Genomic DNA, 17,781 nt, shown 5'->3' with positions numbered 1-17,781 from the left:
AGGATGGTACATCCCCCAAGTGCAATGAAAATATTTTTTAAATTAATATTAGCCAGAAACTGTTTTTTTCCAAATGATTTTTCAATTTTTTTAATGAAATGGTCATTTGGTTCTCCACGGTTTTTTCAGAAAGTCCCATAAGGGTTGCGATTTCCTTATTATTCAAGTATTGATACCTTGACAATTCAAAGATTTCCCTCGCCTTATTTGGTAAGGTTTCCGTGAAACTTTTGATGAGTTGGGTAAGTTCTTTCAATTCCAGACTGAGATCTTCAAATTCTATCTGGATGGCGGGGGCATTTGCCAGGATCTCAGTTCTTCGATTGCTGCGTTTTATTACACCTACAAGGTTAAATTTGATCGCAGCAAACAAATAGGAAGAAAGTGAATTAATCCTAAGTTTTTCTCTATGCTCCCAAAGCCAAACGAATATGTTTTGAAGGATATCGTTACAATCATCCTCATCATTTAATATCCGGAAAGCAAATTTATACATCGCATCGAAGTGGCGATGATAAATCTGATTAAAAGCAGACATATCACCCTGCGTTAGCAAAGTTACCAACTCCTCATCTGTAAATTTAGTATAGTCAGCCATATTAACGATCTATCACCCTATAGAGACCTGGTTCATATACAATATTATATAAAATTTATTGATTATTTAACAGACTGTTATTCTATGGATACTTTAAAAAAATCCGCAATTTGCCAGAGCCTGGCGTTCGTCGTCATTCTGAGTACAACGAAGAATCTAATAATATTGTTCAGATCGTGTCGTCGTTCCTCCTCACGATGACGGGTGACGATCCGCTACTTCGCGTCGCCCCCCGCGTCATTCTGAGTACAACGAAGAATCTAAGACTGGCTCTCAGATCGTGTCGTCGTTCCTCCTCACGATGACGGGTGCTGGCCAACTATTTTTGAATATGCAGGAACAGAAATTTTAAGAAGAAATGATGAAATGTTTAGCTTAGCTATTTGAATGAATCCATTAATAATATCAATTCATTAATAAGTGCTTCAAGTTCCATATGCTTGCCTTCGATTTCCTCCCTCTTTAAAATTTCACGTATTTTTTCTATTATAAGAGTTGAAGCGCTAAGTAAGCCACTAACTTTTTTTAAATTCTCTTTATCATAAAAAGCGGTTTGAAATAAAAGAACGCTTATATCGATAATTTCATCAAGATGTACTTGCAACTTCTTTTGGGTTTCAAATGCGACTTCGCAACTCGTAGCTTTTTTCATTTATCGTTACCATGTGATGGTTAATGGAGCCCATCTTCAATTCTAGATCTATCGTTAACAGACTCATATAGACATGTCTAATTGAAACGATCTAACCCCTAAAAAGAATAAAAAAAAACGGTGACGAAGTTTAGCCTATCAGTTCTGTCTAAATCAGATTCCAACTCATCGGCGGAATGGTCACAACCGATACAATGATTTAACCTTTTAATCCATATTTGTCAATAATCGGTTGTCTTTTTTCTGAGAATGTGGTTACTCCAAAACGTGCATCAAGATTTTTTAGCCGTTTTTCAATTTCCAGGTCTTTCATTGTTAAGTTATTCTTAATCATATCAGGAAGAATCTTATGAAAGAGTTCTTCTAAAAAATCTTCAAAGTTCTGATTGAAATACATATCTATAAATCGAAGCGGTTTTTCAGAACCATTCCAAAATGTGTGCTCAAGTTTTCGCGGTCTAAAATGCCAGCCGCCAGCTTCAATTTCTTCCACTTTTCCGTCCACAATAACTGTAGCTGTCCCTTCCAGTACGAACATAAGTTCATCCAGATCTTTATGCACATGTGGTGCTGGTCCCATTGTTCGAGAAGCGACCGCTGTTTCTACACAGGAAAACTGGCGGTTTGTTTTAGAACTCCTTACCCAGGTGCGTATGTCAATTCCACCCGGCCCAGGTTGCAAAGGTTCTCGAGGCGGAAGATAAAAAGGAAGAAGTGGGGCTATTCCTTTACTGTCACTTTTATTAAAAACTAACTCTTTGGCTGATACAAATTGCGCCAAACCAATACCTGCAGTAGCCATTGCCAAACTTTGAACCAGCATACGTCTTGACATGCTCATGTTTTTTTTCATTCTTTTAGGATTAGGAAGGTTCGTCCTTTATGGATAAAAACAAGTTACAACAAAAAAAAAACGGCAATCAACACACTTACTTAAAGGTAATTAGCTTACCTTTAAGTAAGAAACAAACTTATGTCAACACAGGAATTATATACTGGCTGTCCCGTGGTATTGAACAGTGGGCCTTTTTTTTATTTTCAATCTACAAATAAACAATGTTGGTGAATATCAGCCTTGTTTAATAAAGCTTAGGAGCGTTGGGATTCTTCATAATTTGGACCGTACATAGATGGCACGTTATTTCCTGTTACCCTAAGGTGCGAGATAAGCTCTCCACGATGATGATACAAATGATTATAAAGAAATCCCCTGATCACCTGAATCTTCGGCATTGGTGGCATAATTGGGCTACCTCCTGCAGACATTGTCCAAGTATTCATATACTGTGATTCATCAGAGTTTTCTATTACGGTCTTTGCCTTTGCAATATTTTCTTCAAACTTCTCCAGGATATTAGAGGCTTTGCTAATATCACCTTTGTCATATTTATAAGACCCCATATCAAATTCATCCTGGGCAAATGTAGGCTCATACCAGTTGTATACTTCGGCAATATGCGAAGCCAGCTGCCCCACTGACCAAAGATGTGGCTGTGGACGGTATTCCAATGCACTGTCCGGAATCATTGATAATAACTTTCTTGTGTTTTCTGCTTCATGCAGGAATTCACCAATTAATGCTTGTTTCATCATTTTTCTTGTAATTTATTCAATATAAAACTAAGGAATGTTTCTGTAAGCTTTCTCTTTGATACAATTTCTAGCTCAATTCTTCAATTTTCAAAAGTATCTTCTGATTTGAGTTATGTAGCGTCGCTTGAAAACATATCAACAATAGATACTTTAAAAAGCTCTGCAATTGACAGGGCCTGACAATTGAATAAAGACGTTGTTGATTACTATTTTTTTTAGTATTTTTACCTATATAAATTATCTATTAAGACAACCCATATAGAATTATGTCAGAAATTAGGGATAACGAATTCACCGTTCTTGAAAATAAAGTCATTGGCAGGAATTTCTTGCGCTTTGGAAAATTCAAAGAAAAGACTGTAATTGAAGCTTATGGAAATTAAAGGAAAACAAACTGGAGTCTTTTCAATGGACAAGTCTCAAGAATATAAAATTTGGTTAACAGAGTTAAAATCTAAAATACGTTTCTCTCAAATCAAAGCTGCGATGACTGTAAATGCAGCACTGATTCGTTTCTATTGGGAATTAGGACAGATGATCAGTGAACAGGAAGTTAAATGGGGTGATAACTTAATTGATGCCGTCGCAAAAGACTTGAGATCTGAATTTCCAGAGATGAAAGGTTTGTCAAGAAGTAACCTATTCTATGCAAGACAGTTTTATTTATTCTATAAAGATGAAACATCCAACAGCTTGTTGGATAATTTGTCCAACAAGCTGTTGGACAAATTACCTTGGGGTCATAATATATTAATCTTTAGCAAATCAAAAGATTCAACGGAAGCCCAATTCTATATTGGACAAGCTATTGAGAACAATTGGAGCCGCAATGTTCTTGCTTTACAAATAAAATCAAAACTTTATCAAAGAAGCGGAAAAGCCATTACGAACTTTAAGCATACATTGCCTGATCCGGCTTCTGACCTGGCACAACAAACCTTAAAAGATCCATACGTATTTGACTTTATGACAATGACCAATCCTTATAAAGAAAGGGACATTGAAGATCAGTTAGTACAGCACATTACAAAGTTTTTACTAGAACTAGGTAAAGGCTTCGCATTTATAGGTCGCCAATATCATTTGGTTGTTGGTGAATCTGACTATTACTTGGATTTATTATTTTACCATACCCGGTTAAAATGTTATACTGTAATAGAGATTAAAAACACATCGTTTATACCTGAATATGCTGGTAAGCTCAATTTTTATCTGTCGGCAGTAGATAGCCTGGTTAAACAGGATGATGACAATCCAACGATAGGTATTTTGTTATGCCGGGATAAGAATAATATTGAAGCCGAATTTGCTTTAAGAGATATGAACAAACCAATGGGGGTAAGTGAATTTGAATTCACGGAAATCTTGCCTGATAATCTAAAAAGTAGCTTGCCAACTGTAGAAGAAATTGAAAATGAGCTTAAAAGTGGAAATGAGTGATTCTATGGTATTTGAAAAAAATTAATAAGCACCACTGTTCAAAAGAGAATCAAACATCTCCTTCAATTTCGGATCGCTTGGCCTTGGGGCATCATTACTTACCAAATCCCCATTTGAGTCTATTAAAATATATCTCGGAATCGTGTTGATTTTAAAGTATCCGGCAAAACCAGAATCGAAGTTGTCAGGAATATGGTAAGTATTAGATACTATATTCAATTCTTTCGCCTTAGCTTTCCAAGCGGTTGAACTTTTATCAAAGGATAAATAAATAAAATTGATTTTCCCTTTAAACTCTTCCTCCAATTGTTTTGAAAAAGGAAACTCACCCAGGCATGGTTTACACCAGGACGCCCAGCAATCGATAAGGGTTGGTTTATGATTAAAAGAATCCTTAAGTACCAAAGGTTTATCATCTAAATCTTTGACAACCATACTTATTACATCCTTGTAAGTTAGCTTAGATAATGCCTTTTTTACTTTAAACAATGAGTCTATATACGATATAGATTTTTCATCCTTACAATCTATTTTATAGGTACTCATATGGGCATCAATATAAGAGCTATATCCAGCACTAATAAAACGCCCCATGTGCCATGTAAGTAAATCATCCCGCAGGTTACTATTATAATTTTCTTTGATTAGATCATAGACATTCATGAAACGGGTTTTATCATAAAAATCAGTAACTTTAAATGGTGTTTTTAGATATAAAAGATATTCATATATCGATTGTAGGGCTGAAACTGTCTTTAAGAAATTTTTGGTCTTTAACTTGTTAAAATCAATCCTGGGCGTTAATAAATACCGTAAGTCATTTGAGCTTTTACTCATCAGTTGGAAAGATTGAAGAAAAGTTATATCCTTGACATATGCTGAATAGATTTCCGAACGGACTAAATTACTGATAGACGGAGGAATACCATATTTTTTACAATATTTATCCAGGTATTTTAAACGATCTGCATATCTATCATCTACCACTTTTAGATATTCATCTATTGTTTTTCCATTTGGGTTCACCATATCCATTTTTACATCTCCGGTACAATAAGCTAATGAATCAAATAACGAATGTATGTATCTGTTAGGCCCTGAAAAAGTAAAACTACGTGTCCAGGGAAGTGGCTTTTTGTTAGAGATATCCTCTTTAATAGAAGCTATCTTAATCGTATCGTTTGGAATTAAGATGATCTCATGTCCAAAACCATCAGCAATAATCGCAAGGCTTGCATCTGATAATTTATAGGTACAAACTGTTTTTCTGTTTTCTCCTGATTTAAAAAATTGTATGCTCTTCACTTTATGGTTTGGCGTCTCACCAGTCAGTGAAGGAAAAAGTGTTTTATTCAACTGGAAATAAAAAGAATCTCTGCTAAAATAGGGTTCACCTGCATTGTATTTATACGAGAGTTCAATAGTTAGGTTTTGGGCTTTTGCACTTATTGCTGAAAAAAATATTAAAATGATGGCTAGCTTTAAATTCATTTGAAGTTTCTGAACATAAGAGTATTGAGATAAGGTATACACTTTCGTGTATACCTTTAAAGTTAGCAAGAAATGCTTCCGCAACATGGCTGAGTGCTGCACCATGTTTGAGCAGCTGCTGCCGAAGCACCTGTATAAGTTGGTCCCGGGCCAGGATAACCAAAACATCCCTCTTTTATTGTTACGTGACATGTAACTCCGGAGCCCCCGCCACTGCCATCGCCTCCCAATACTTTTTTCAATTGACTTCGTGTTAACACTTCTCCTTTGTGAAAAGCCGAAGTATTTAAACTTAATTTTTTCATACTCATGTATAAAATTAATTTCTTATTGGATTTTGTAACCCATTCACGCTGGGTCACTTAAGCGGCATGCCTTTAATAACTTCATGCTGGTTAGGGTACCTTCTCAGCAAGGTACATATTATAGCAAAATCATTTTAAGCCCAGCACCTTGTATTATGAATAACCGGTTTAATATTATGAATTAGTACCATTTCAGCAGGAATTTCCCCATAGGCAAACTCAATTCCAAAGAACCAGGCAGAAACTACACTGCAGGAATATAGAGTCATAATCCGTCACTTTTTTTTAGGGTTTCATCACATTTTATAATTTAAAAGAAAAAGCCTTTGTAGTATTGCTGTATCAAAATTAATCAGCCATCCTTAAATGAAGAACCTAAACGAATCCACAAAAATTGAGCTATGGGTAGCTACGGCGCTCATCGTCATTATTTTTATATTTTCAACAATTCAAGCAGTCAGTATCCATAATTTCCCGAGCTCAATTCCTTATCAACCTAATTTCTGGTTAAATACCTTGTTTAGATATATCATTGTTGCGACCTGCTACTTCCTGCTTGCCTTATTCGTTAAACCTGAGCTGGAAAAAAAAGACACCAGGCCCTCCAATGCTATTTTCTTTGTTTATATATTAATTGAAGTTTGCGTTTTCGCAAACCTTATTGATTCCTATCTGCTGATCTTATTGTCTGTAAAGATGATTGCAAACTATTTCAGCAGAGATCTGCAAAACAAAAAAAACCAGCTTCATAGCGACGTAACGGTGCTAATTGCCATAAGTATGTTTCTTCAGGCTTGCTCGGTACTGCTTAACAATCCCATAGTTCTCCGTGCCGCGTTCAGCTTTATTTTACCCATTGCTATAGCAAATTATGCCATCTTGGTTTTCGCTGTAATTCCAAATCTGATCCATAAAAAATATCGGGTATTAAAATTCATCGGCTATTCATTGTTAACCACGATTCTTTCTATGGGTATATTAGTGCTTTTGTTCGGCATATTCGATTCCATAAACAATGGAAATGTTGTAGAGCTGTTATTGGCTATCAATCCTCCTATCCAACTTTTCCTGGTTCCAATCTTTGCCTGGAACATATACAAATCACGAAACCGAAAAAACATGGAAGAAATTGTCACCTTGAAAACTGAATTGGGCAAATCAGATGCGACACTTCATTTCCTGAAGTCACAGATCAATCCTCACTTCCTGTTTAATGCTTTAAACACGCTATATGGTACAGCACTTCAGGAGCAGGCAGAACGTACCAGCGAAGGGATACAAAAACTTGGAGATATGATGCGTTTTATGCTTCAGGAGAATTTGGAAGATAAAATTCTGCTGTCCAGAGATGTAGAATACTTAAAGAATTACATTGATTTGCAAAAGCTCAGAACCTCGGTTTCAACAGATATTACTATAGAAACCCAGATCGAGGAACAATTAAACGAACTTCAGATCGCTCCGATGTTGCTTATTCCATTCGTAGAAAATGCCTTTAAACATGGAATTAGTCTGCAATATCCTTCACATATCAAAATCACCCTTCAAACCAGTTCAGATAAGTTATATTTTGATGTACATAACAGCATTCACCTAAAATCAATCAATGACCCGGAGCGGTTTAAAAGCGGAATTGGTTTACAGAATGTGAAACAACGCCTGGCACTGCTATACCCCGAAAAACACGAGCTCCTTATCCGAGAAAATGCAAAAGAGTTCTTTATACATCTTACCTTGCAATTATAAAATTTAAACCAATGAATGCTATTGCAATAGATGATGAACCAATTGCCCTTGATGTCGTAAAATCACACGCAGCTAAAGTTCCTTTTATTACCTTACAAGCCACCTTCACAAATGCCTTTGATGCCGTCCGTTACTTACAACAGCATAAAATTGACTTGATTTTTCTGGACATCAAAATGCCAGACATTAATGGCATGGACCTGCTCAACTCTCTAAGTAATCCTCCGATGGTTATTTTTACTACCGCATATTCTGAACATGCGGTAAAAAGTTTTGAGCTTGATGCAATAGATTATTTGTTAAAGCCTTTTTCACTTCCCCGCTTTCTAAAAGCATGCAATAAAGCAATGGAATTGTATGATCTGAGGGCAGGATCTGAAGGTATAAAGCAGCAAAGTTCAATTTTTATTAAAGATGGCTATCAACAGATCAAAACAGAGGTAGAAGAAATCCTCTATCTTGAAGCCTCTGGAAATTATACGATCTTACATCTGGAGAACAATAAATCTTTAAGTACCAGAGTTCCTATTGCTGAAATGTTGAATTTATTGCCGGCAAAATGTTTCATCAGGGTTCATCGTGCCTTTATCATCAATAGAGATAAGGTCAGTAAGTTTGATAAGTTCCAGGTTTGGATAGGCGAAAAGAGCATTCCCATTGGGGCAACATATACTCAATGCTTACAGAACATTCAAAAATGAGAGGGTGTTCCACTTTGCTCTGCTTACATCAGCCATCTGATAAGGTATCCGCAATGTATCAGTAAGTGGTTACAACAGCTGGGCTTATTAACTTTTTTAAATCATTTACTTCGGTAGGCCGGGGGGCATAAATATTTTTAACTATATGATGCTCGTCTAAGAAAATATAACGGGGTATATAAAAAGTTTGTAGAAAAACAGCTAGTGGACTCTTAAGTCCTTCTACAGTTAAATATTGATTCTTTTCTATGCTTTCCTCTTGCACCGCTTTTTTCCATAATTCATCATTTTTATCTACAGAGAAATAAAGATATTCAACTCCTTTCTCTTTGATCAAATCTTTTGCAATAGCCGAATTTTTTATATCTTCTCTACAAGGAATACACCAACTCGCCCAAAAATCAATATAAAGGGCTTTACCGGTGTTTATTTCTAACAATTCCCTAAGGCTTAACCTCCTGCCATCATAGCTTGTTAAAAAGGTTTTGTCCAAAACTAAATCAGGTAGCTTTTTTTCTAAAATCAACAATTTGGCTTCCTTTTTACGGATATAATTAAGGTATGTGGTGTCTTTAATGGTTTCCTTTTCAGCATTGATTATTTTCACTAAATTATCTTTATTCCCTTTTGCAGCTCTTTCAATAAATAAACCAATCATATTTGTAATAAAATAATCTCTTGTTTTACCCTTTAATTTTCTAACTGCATTTGCGTAAACTTCATTACAATGATCGTATGGGTTGTCTACCTCTGTATATAGAAATTTTCTAATAACAGCATCCCTGTAAAATGAATTTCCAAGGAGTAAATGGTCTTTATTAAATTTGGTTGTATCATCTAAATAATCATTTGGTGCATTTTTTTTATTAGCATTGACATCAGCTATCGCACTATTTAAGTAAAAGTTATACTCATACTGAATATTTTCATTAAAGAATTTGATTGCTTGTTTTGATAAGTTATGGGTCTTGCTGTATCTGTTTAAAAAATCGCTCTTCTTGTTAAACCATTCCACTAAATCTGCTTTGTAATTTAATAGATCTGTATATTTCTTAAACGATGGTCTTGTACGATTATCTATTGTACGGGCCATCTCTGCTGAAAAATTATATGAACCTTGGTTTATACCAAAAAACTCTACCCCTTTGTCGTTAAGTATGAAGTTGATTTTATCTCCGGGACTAACAAATATTTCCTGATTAATTCCAGTACCTGAAAAATGAAATGTGATAAGCTTTGCCTTTTTTAAGGGTAAGGTTATGCTTAAACTATCCGTAATTACATCTGAGGAAAAAATTACATCTGGCAAAAAATCTGTTAAAAAGGCGCTATTTTGCTTCAATACTACCTTTCCCGCTTTCGCGTTCACTATTTTACCTGTAATGATCACATCTGCTCTTGCGTGGATGGATACTAAAAATAAAACAAGAAATATCAATTTAAAAAACTTCATGTTTTTAATTTAAAAGGATGAATCATAAAAATATGTTTTATTAGAATGAGGATATACATCCTCATTCCATTTTCTGCGGTTGAACCAGTTTATATCCTTAGCTAGGCACAAACACAAACTGTATTACTTAAATCTGAACCACATCCTGCTTCTGCAGTTGCTCTTGAACAATCAGCTACATCGGTGCCGGAAGTTGAGTTTTGATCGCACCTGAGAAAGCAACTTCCAGAGCCAGTTCCACTTCCATTTCCCCCAATCACTGTTTTCAATTGACTTCTACTCAATACTTCTCCTGTTTGAAGGGCTAAAGCATTCAATTTTAATTTTTTCATAACTTGTGTAAGATTTAATAAATAGATTTTGCATCCCTGCCACGCCGGGATGCTTCAAGCGGCATGTTTTTTTATAACATCATGCTTGTTATTGGGGCTGTTCTGTTGCAACTGGCAGCCCCTTTTTGTACAATTCGAAATATTCGCTTTTGCAGCTTAAGCAAGTTACATATTGTGGCAGGATCATTTTAAGCGTAGTACTTTGTATTACGTGAAATGAAAAAAGTATATAACTGATAGGCTATTTTACCAATTGATCTAACAACTTTAATAACTGTTCACCATGCAAATGACTTGCAATAATTCTTCCATCTGGATCAATTAGAAAATTATCTGGAATCGAATAAATATTATATTTTACAGACACCTCATTTTGAAATTCCTTCAAATCTGACAAATGCGTCCAGTTCAAACCATCTTGCTTTATCGCGTTGATCCAGGCATCTTTTTTACTATCCAGAGAGATGCTTATTGTGGTGAAGTTTTTGCCGCTATATTTGTTCATAGCCTTTACCACATTTGGATTCTCGGCTCTGCAAGGCACACACCATGATGCCCAAAAATCTATAAACACGTATTTTCCCTTAAAACTTTTCAAACTTACCAAACGGCCGCTGGTATCGTTTTGAACAAATTTTGGAGCGTAGCCTCCTATAAGCAGACTATCTACGATGTATTGTAAATCGTCACCGTATCTATTGTTCTTAACACTTTTAGGAAAAGACAGAAATATTTTTTTTACTTCAGCATCTGCCATAGATTTCTGACTATTATATAAAAGAGAAGCATTAATAAAAGAATCGGGATGTTCAAAAATCCATTTCCGACAATCTGTTATATCCTGCTCTACAACTACAACCTTTAATGAATCATACAATTGCTTCTTTTTATTGATTAAGGGAATATCTTTTGTCTCCATAGAGTTGTACCAATTCCGTTTAGCCAGGGCAAAATCCCTATATATTTTACTTCTGGAACCATTGTACATCTTATATTCAAGAGCTGTTTTATTACTGTCGATTTCAATTTTCAGCAAACTGGTATCCGGAATGGTAATCGCTACTTTTCCTGGAGAAAGACATAACCATTCTGATTTCCCTCTATCCAGAGACAAAATAAATATCTCACCATTTCTTATTTTCATCTTGGATTGAAACTTCCCGTTTTTTACAACGAAAGATCCATATTTTCTTATTTCAGCTGTTTCCTTTTCCTGTTGATTTGAAAAACGTCTCGGATAAAAAGGTTCAAAATAAATCAAAGTCCCATCTTTTAATTTGGGTGCGTAGCCATGAATAGTCAACGTATTTTGTGCGTAAGCTGCACAGGACAATAACGGAAATAGTAATAGAGATAAAAACTTCATAAGGTAGAGCTTAGCAATTAACGATAATTTATTTCTTGACATTGAAACAATGAGCATTAGAGAAAGTTCTTCTAATGCTCATTGTTATCAATTAGCTAGGATCACAAAGTAGCACACTTGTTCTACCTGGACATGATCCAATTGGATATATACCATGAGATTTACATGTACCTGCTGTTTGTCCGGGCATCGTACAAGACTTATCTTCTGTAGTACACTCATTGTCGCAAGCTCCACTAGAACTACCACTACCCCCTAATACTTTTTTCAATTGACTTCTACTCAATACTTCTCCTGTTTGAAGGGCTAAAGCATTCAATTTTAATTTTTTCATAACTTGTGTAAGATTTAATAAATAGATTTTGCATCCCTGCCACGCCGGGATGCTTCAAGCGGCATGTTTTTTTATAACATCATGCTTGTTATTGGGGCTGTTCTGTTGCAACTGGCAGCCCCTTTTTGTACAAGGTCTTTAAAAACTATGCGATTAAATAATGTTCGTTTAATACAAAATCGCTTTTGTAGCTTAAGCAAGTTACATATTGTATTAAAATCATTTTAAGCACAGCACTTTGTATTATGAATAATAGGTATAGCATTCTGAATTATCGCCTATTTATCAGGAATTTACCACATGAGAACTGCAGCGGAATATCCACATCCATCAGACTCGACAGATTTATGAATTTCAGAAAAAATATTGGATGCCAATCCGGGAGATTTGACTTATAGGTTAGATTATAATAAACTGCTTTCTTTGAGTTACTGCTTCAATAGGTATTCATGGGCGGGAACGACATGAATAATTTTTCCGTTCTTTTCGAATTGATCTTTTTGCGAAATAGTGACTAAAGTACCTTCCTCAATATTAAATAACTCCAGGGCTTCAATCATACCATTGATTTCTCTATCCAAGTTATCTGAGTTTAATTCATAGCATACTTGAATAGCTTGATGAAAAGCCCCATTTTTAAATGCAATAAAATCGCATTCTCCTTTTTCAGAAAAATAATAGATCTCTTTATAAGTTCGGCGAAGATGCAAAAAGATAAGGTTTTCGAATTTACGCCCGTTGTCTTCGGTAAAAGACCCTGAATTGACATTGACAAGGCCCGTATCAATTGCATATACTTTCCTCGGGTTTGCAATCTGTTTTTTTAAAGAGTAACTAAACTTAGGTACAAAATGCAATAAACAGGCGTATTCCATATGTGATAAATATTCCAATACAGTACTGGTAGCACCCACTTCAAAAATGTTTTTAAGCTTATTGCCCGAAACTGGCTTTCCAACATTTGAGATTAAATATTGGGCCAAACGCTGTAATGTCCTTACATCTTTGATGCTGTATCGAACGGCAATGTCACGGATCAGTATGTCTTCAAAAAGATGATTTAGAATATCATCGGTTCTTTCCTTTATGTACTCTGGAAAGCCACCGATTGTCAGATAATTAATTAATGATTCGGATGAGGGTTTTAATTTCTGGTAAGAAATGAACTCATGATAAGAAAATGGGAATAACTCTTTAGTAATGTGTCGCCCTGTAAGCTTTGTCCCTAATTCTCTGCTCAGCAGCGAAGCGTTTGAGCCAGTAACTACAATCTTATAACCTTCGTCTAATTTCTGTCGTACATATCTTTCCCATTCTGGTATAATTTGGATTTCATCAAACATTAACACTGAAATGTTCTGTGCTCTAATCAAATCATCTAACCTTAAGAAATCCTTGTTTTCAAAGTCATATAATCTGGGGTCTTCAAAATTGAGATATAGTGCACCAGGGTATTTACTGTTTAATAATTGAAATAACAAAGTGCTTTTTCCACATCTCCTTATACCTGATACGATTAAGGCATGTGCAGCTAAATTCGGCAACAACGGAAGCGCGTCTCTTTTTAGCCCCATGTCCTTGTTAGCTATATTGAGGCTTTGCGCCTGAATGATCTGGCTGAGGACGTTTTGTGCTATCATAAAAAGTGTTTGATGCAAACATACAATAGTTTTGTTTTGAAAACAAAACTATTGTATGTTTGCATCAAAAGGTTTGTTTAATTTAAAGATTAACGCCCTGTTGTAACAAGCCCTTCAATGATGATGTCATTGAAGGGCTTGTTAACTTCAGTCGTAATAGTTCATTTTCCGATTTATAGTGATTTCTCTAGAAAAAGCTCCAATCTGTCCTTACTGATATTCCGTTCAATGACTCGGTGATTTTCATCAATCAGGATGTTTTGAGGCAAATAGGTTATAAAAAATTTCTCACTCGCTCTTCCTTTTTCTCCATCAAATTCCACGATATTTTTCCATGGTAAATTTCTCTTCTCTAAAAATCTGCTCCATTCTTCCGGTCTATCCCTATCCAAGGATATCGCAAGCATTTCAAACCCCTTAGTATGGTATTTTTTATACACTTCCTCCCAGGCGGGAAATGCTTCAATACATGGCCTGCAGCCCAATGACCAAAATTCCAACAAAGTAAATTTGTTGTGAAGCGCACTTGAATTAAACAATTTTCCAGATTCATCATGTCCTTCAAAAACGGATAATACATTTCCTGCAGAAACACTTTTAAAAAGATTTAAGGTCGAGATAATTTTCTTTGAGATTGGCAATTTATTATAGTTGAAATTTAAAGTAGCCAATAACTTTTCAATCCTTTTCGCTCCCTTATCATCTTCATAGATATTAATAAGCTTTATATAATTATAAATTACAACCAGCATAAACTGAGAATCGTTATTTTCCTTTACAACCTTAAGAATCCTATTGAAATATCTATCGGCAGCAAGCGCTTTGCTTAGCTCGGGACTATTAATATTTCCTTCATCTACATGATGATCGGATCTTTTTGGCATCCAGACATCATTATACCTTTCAGCTAATTTATCTATGCTGTTTCCAACTATTTGAATCTTCTCTCTTTCGCGGAAATCTCCAGAGATTTTTATTCTGTCATTTTCTACCCAAAAATAATGAGTGTTTAAACCTATTTCCTTACCATGATTGGGAAGGTATATTAAATCAGCAATTTTAAGTTCGTCAATCTTAATGTTATTAAAATTGAAAACACCTCCTTTTATTTCCACAGTATAGGTCTCCTCAAACCTTGATATTGCATTTTTTAGATAAAGGGTTATTTTACCGTCTTCACAGTTGCTTATTTGTCCATTTATCGTTAGACTTTTTCTGGAATTGCATGCCATTGCAATGAATAAGCATACCACTATTAATTTTCTATGCATTTTTTATATACTTTAAGTCTTCGAGTATTACAATAGGCATTCTTTTAAAACATCCTTGTCATTAACGCTCATCCAGATTATATTTAGCGGATTTAGATCAGTTAACAGTCTCTTCTTTTGTTGTCTGATATATTTAACTCTCCTGGAATATTCATTATTCTGTATCGTTTTTATTATGACGTCAGCAGCATCTAGTTCTTTTACGTTAACTCTCACAAAAGCCCTTTCATCAATAAATTTCTCCAAGTCTTTACACCCATCATAGAAACATAGCGTCTCGGCAACAATAGGATCTACAATCTTTTCTGTAAAATAGCCCTGTTCAAAAGAATTTTCGCTGATAAAATGATAATAATAATCCCAAAGCCCATCATATTTTTGGACCAGTTCTCCTTTGTAATTCATTAGCCTGTTGAAGAACATATTTCCATATTCTTTCCCCCATATGTCTAAACCCTCCGTGATTAATTGGTCCAGCATATCTACCACTCTCAATCTGTAAAAATGACCTTCCATAAAATTCAGGTCACTGGTAATGCATGACAGTAGCTTTCTTTTTCGAATGCGGATTCCATCTCCGCCATGCTTGACAGCACCAGATATTTTTGAGGGCCAAAAAGGTGTTGGGAGATACATTATTTCGGTTCGAGCACATGGACTATTATGCCGGTTTGCTGAAGCCGGCGGCTCTGTGAAAAATGTAATAGCCTTTCCAAGATCGTACTCCCCAAAGTCCTTATGTGGTCTAGTCAGGATGATTAATCGGTCATAACTGTTATCGGCCACAAATTCTATATTCTTCCATTGCAAAAGACCTCGACCAAATCGTCTTATTGTATTCAAAAAGCTTTTATCGTCTTGCCAAAAACAGGTCACTCGTACTTTTATTTTCATTAGTATATAATTAATTTTAAAGGTTATGAAGCTATCATAAGCATATTCATTGCTGTTTGTAAGCGGTATGCTTATGATGGTTTCATTAGTATATAATTAATTTTAAAGGTTATGAAGCTATCATGAGTTTCTACTCATTGTGTTTTGTGATTGTAAACTCATGATGGTTTCATTTATTGATTGGAAGACATGTTTCTGTATTTTTCATAAGTCTTCATTACGCTTGATAGCCGATTGTTCGCACTTTCGAAATATCTGGTGATCTGCCCGCTAAATTCATTATTGATCCTGGTAACATCTGAATATCCAAAGTCTTTTTGAACCGATATAAAAGGATAAAGCACCATCTTGCTACTGGTCATTTCAGAGAATTTACCATCAGCAGTATCTTTACCCGAGAAAGGTTCTTCCAAAATGATTTGAAAGAAATTTTTATAAATCACAATAAATTGCGTACACCAAAAAGAATCTATCCAGCACCGGCTATTGGTAACCGGAATTGCATAATTGAAGCCCCCTATACCCCCACTTAAAATATTGACCCCTTGTTCATTGGCCTCAATAACGTTTTGCAGCAGATGCTCTTTTGAATAGTTTTCGGTAAACTCATGATCATCTTCGCAAATGATAATTACATCATCATCATTGGCAATAGCCAGCTTAATAACTTTGACTATACTATTCCACAAACCAAGGGTACCTGCTTCATGCTTACATGCTTCTACAAGAATCAATTCAAATTCTTTCTTATGCTCAAATTGTTTCCGGATATGTGCTAATCTATCTGTTCTTTCGGAAAGATTAATGACATAGGTGGGTATAACCATATCATTATATAAGTCTGTTTCTCTCACAATTTTATCATTTAGCAACATCTAATTCATAAAACAAGGCGATATCATTCAGCACTTTGAGTATTGCAGAAGAATCGTTCGGTATTTGAGTAACATGACCCCCATTATTATTTTTTGGGGTAATATCAGAGTGACCAAATTCCTTTTGTGCTGACATAAATGGATATATCAGTAATTTATCTTCTGTAAGCCCAAATATTTTATAATCTGCGACATCATTAGGTCCAAAGTCAGCTTCCAAAATGGCATTGAAAAATTTACGGTAGATTACTGCAAATTGTAAACCCAAGAATTTATCAATCACAAATAAACCAGGTGAAATTTGTAATGCAGTATCAAACCAACTTACTCCCCCAATTAAAACTGCTGCTTCTTTTTTTTGAGCATCTATTATAGCTTTAATAAGTGATTCTTCATTGTAGCTTTCGGTAAATACATGATCGTCTGCACAAATAATAATATATTCTTCTTCTGACGGAACTAAATTCTGAAGAATGTATTTTATCGTATTCCATAAGTCAATAGCGCCAGTTTCACATTCTTCTGCAGCAATAATATTGATAGAGAATTCAGCTCGGCCAGCAAATTCTTTTAAAATGTGGTGCTTTTTATCAGTTCTATTTTCTAAATTAAGGATATAGGTGGGGATAGTTTTCATAAAATCTATCTGTTTGATTTAAGCAAAACTATAGGATTCAAAATAAATTAAGCCCTCATTATCTATTGGTTATGAATTATGGCCATTTGGTTAAGAATTCCATATATTTCAAATAGGTTTTAAGGAAAAATCAACAAGTTTCCTCAAAGTTTAGTCTTTCTCCAAAGTACTTATTTTCCCGATTTTCCTGTTCGGGTACCACCTATTTTCGGCCTCCATTTAAAAGAGTTAATAGTCAATTCCCGATAAAAAAGTCCCGATTCATAAAAGAATTCAGGTTATTCATAATATAGAGTGTTGTGCCCAAGCGGATTTGACAACAACTATGTAAATTGCTTCTAATTCAAGAGCGCCATTTTTATTACTAATAATGGAAAGTACAGAACTAAGCCTAAGATAAAGGGTAGCATATTCCCAAATATAACATTTATCAAAATTGGGACATTTTTAATT

The 17,781-nt window shown here is 35.0% G+C and carries 18 protein-coding genes; 3 read left to right on the top strand and 15 right to left on the bottom strand.

Features of this window, described 5'->3' with window-relative positions; genetic code table 11:
- Positions 1 to 37: 37 nt before the first annotated feature.
- The 4 genes from R2S08_RS27955 to R2S08_RS27940 form a co-directional block, all read right to left on the bottom strand.
- Positions 38 to 598 carry an RNA polymerase sigma-70 factor gene (locus R2S08_RS27955; protein ID WP_316838193.1) on the bottom strand — a complete coding sequence of 187 codons (561 nt, stop codon included), beginning with the start codon at positions 596 to 598 and terminating at the stop codon, positions 38 to 40.
- A gap of 379 nt (positions 599 to 977) precedes the next feature.
- Complete coding sequence (locus R2S08_RS27950; RefSeq protein WP_316838192.1) at positions 978 to 1,250, bottom strand: hypothetical protein; 273 nt, start codon at positions 1,248 to 1,250, stop codon at positions 978 to 980.
- A gap of 199 nt (positions 1,251 to 1,449) precedes the next feature.
- Positions 1,450 to 2,103 carry a cupin domain-containing protein gene (locus R2S08_RS27945; RefSeq protein ID WP_316838191.1) on the bottom strand — a complete coding sequence of 218 codons (654 nt, stop codon included), beginning with the start codon at positions 2,101 to 2,103 and terminating at the stop codon, positions 1,450 to 1,452.
- 236 nt (positions 2,104 to 2,339) lie between these two features.
- The gene (locus R2S08_RS27940; protein WP_316838190.1) at positions 2,340 to 2,840 is read right to left on the bottom strand and encodes a DinB family protein; all 501 of its coding nucleotides are present in this window, start codon (positions 2,838 to 2,840) and stop codon (positions 2,340 to 2,342) included.
- A 375-nt stretch (positions 2,841 to 3,215) separates the two neighbouring features.
- Between R2S08_RS27940 and R2S08_RS27935 the strand changes: the two genes are divergently transcribed.
- Entirely contained in the window at positions 3,216 to 4,283 is a 1,068-nt protein-coding gene (locus R2S08_RS27935) for a YhcG family protein (protein ID WP_316838189.1), read from the top strand.
- A 21-nt stretch (positions 4,284 to 4,304) separates the two neighbouring features.
- On the opposite strand, the gene R2S08_RS27930 is transcribed toward R2S08_RS27935, so the two are convergent.
- Together R2S08_RS27930 and R2S08_RS27925 are read right to left on the bottom strand one after the other, a co-directional pair.
- Positions 4,305 to 5,639 carry a TlpA disulfide reductase family protein gene (locus R2S08_RS27930; protein ID WP_316838188.1) on the bottom strand — a complete coding sequence of 445 codons (1,335 nt, stop codon included), beginning with the start codon at positions 5,637 to 5,639 and terminating at the stop codon, positions 4,305 to 4,307.
- A gap of 197 nt (positions 5,640 to 5,836) precedes the next feature.
- Complete coding sequence (locus R2S08_RS27925) at positions 5,837 to 6,079, bottom strand: hypothetical protein (protein ID WP_316838187.1); 243 nt, start codon at positions 6,077 to 6,079, stop codon at positions 5,837 to 5,839.
- A 366-nt stretch (positions 6,080 to 6,445) separates the two neighbouring features.
- Here R2S08_RS27925 and R2S08_RS27920 point away from each other — a divergent pair, with 366 nt between their 5' ends.
- Together R2S08_RS27920 and R2S08_RS27915 are read left to right on the top strand one after the other, a co-directional pair.
- Complete coding sequence (locus R2S08_RS27920) at positions 6,446 to 7,825, top strand: sensor histidine kinase (protein WP_316838186.1); 1,380 nt, start codon at positions 6,446 to 6,448, stop codon at positions 7,823 to 7,825.
- An 11-nt stretch (positions 7,826 to 7,836) separates the two neighbouring features.
- On the top strand, positions 7,837 to 8,526 hold the full coding sequence (locus R2S08_RS27915) for a LytTR family DNA-binding domain-containing protein (protein ID WP_316838185.1): 690 nt from the start codon (positions 7,837 to 7,839) through the stop codon (positions 8,524 to 8,526).
- Positions 8,527 to 8,584: 58 nt separating this feature from the next.
- Here R2S08_RS27915 and R2S08_RS27910 read toward each other — a convergent pair whose 3' ends face one another.
- The 9 genes from R2S08_RS27910 to R2S08_RS27870 form a co-directional block, all read right to left on the bottom strand.
- Positions 8,585 to 9,979: a TlpA disulfide reductase family protein gene (locus R2S08_RS27910; protein ID WP_316838183.1), complete on the bottom strand. Its 1,395-nt coding sequence runs from the start codon at positions 9,977 to 9,979 to the stop codon at positions 8,585 to 8,587.
- Positions 9,980 to 10,080: 101 nt separating this feature from the next.
- Positions 10,081 to 10,311, bottom strand: a complete 231-nt coding sequence (locus R2S08_RS27905) for a hypothetical protein (protein WP_316838182.1) — start codon at positions 10,309 to 10,311, stop codon at positions 10,081 to 10,083.
- A gap of 241 nt (positions 10,312 to 10,552) precedes the next feature.
- A complete protein-coding gene (locus R2S08_RS27900) occupies positions 10,553 to 11,677 on the bottom strand; it encodes a TlpA disulfide reductase family protein (protein ID WP_316838181.1) in 1,125 nt (374 codons plus the stop codon).
- Between the two features lie 91 nt (positions 11,678 to 11,768).
- Positions 11,769 to 12,011 (bottom strand): hypothetical protein, encoded by a 243-nt coding sequence (locus R2S08_RS27895; protein WP_316838180.1) that lies wholly within the window; start codon positions 12,009 to 12,011, stop codon positions 11,769 to 11,771.
- A gap of 428 nt (positions 12,012 to 12,439) precedes the next feature.
- Positions 12,440 to 13,651: an ATP-binding protein gene (locus tag R2S08_RS27890; RefSeq protein ID WP_316838179.1), complete on the bottom strand. Its 1,212-nt coding sequence runs from the start codon at positions 13,649 to 13,651 to the stop codon at positions 12,440 to 12,442.
- Between the two features lie 173 nt (positions 13,652 to 13,824).
- The gene (locus tag R2S08_RS27885) at positions 13,825 to 14,922 is read right to left on the bottom strand and encodes a TlpA disulfide reductase family protein (RefSeq protein WP_316838178.1); all 1,098 of its coding nucleotides are present in this window, start codon (positions 14,920 to 14,922) and stop codon (positions 13,825 to 13,827) included.
- 27 nt (positions 14,923 to 14,949) lie between these two features.
- A complete protein-coding gene (locus R2S08_RS27880; protein ID WP_316838177.1) occupies positions 14,950 to 15,816 on the bottom strand; it encodes a hypothetical protein in 867 nt (288 codons plus the stop codon).
- 173 nt (positions 15,817 to 15,989) lie between these two features.
- A complete protein-coding gene (locus R2S08_RS27875) occupies positions 15,990 to 16,670 on the bottom strand; it encodes a hypothetical protein (RefSeq protein ID WP_316838176.1) in 681 nt (226 codons plus the stop codon).
- Positions 16,671 to 16,677: 7 nt separating this feature from the next.
- Entirely contained in the window at positions 16,678 to 17,328 is a 651-nt protein-coding gene (locus R2S08_RS27870) for a hypothetical protein (protein ID WP_316838175.1), read from the bottom strand.
- Positions 17,329 to 17,781: the final 453 nt, after the last annotated feature.

This window comes from Pedobacter nutrimenti (genome assembly GCF_032678445.1).
GTDB lineage: Bacteria > Bacteroidota > Bacteroidia > Sphingobacteriales > Sphingobacteriaceae > Pedobacter > Pedobacter nutrimenti_A.
This window is presented reverse-complemented; position numbering and strand designations above follow the sequence as displayed.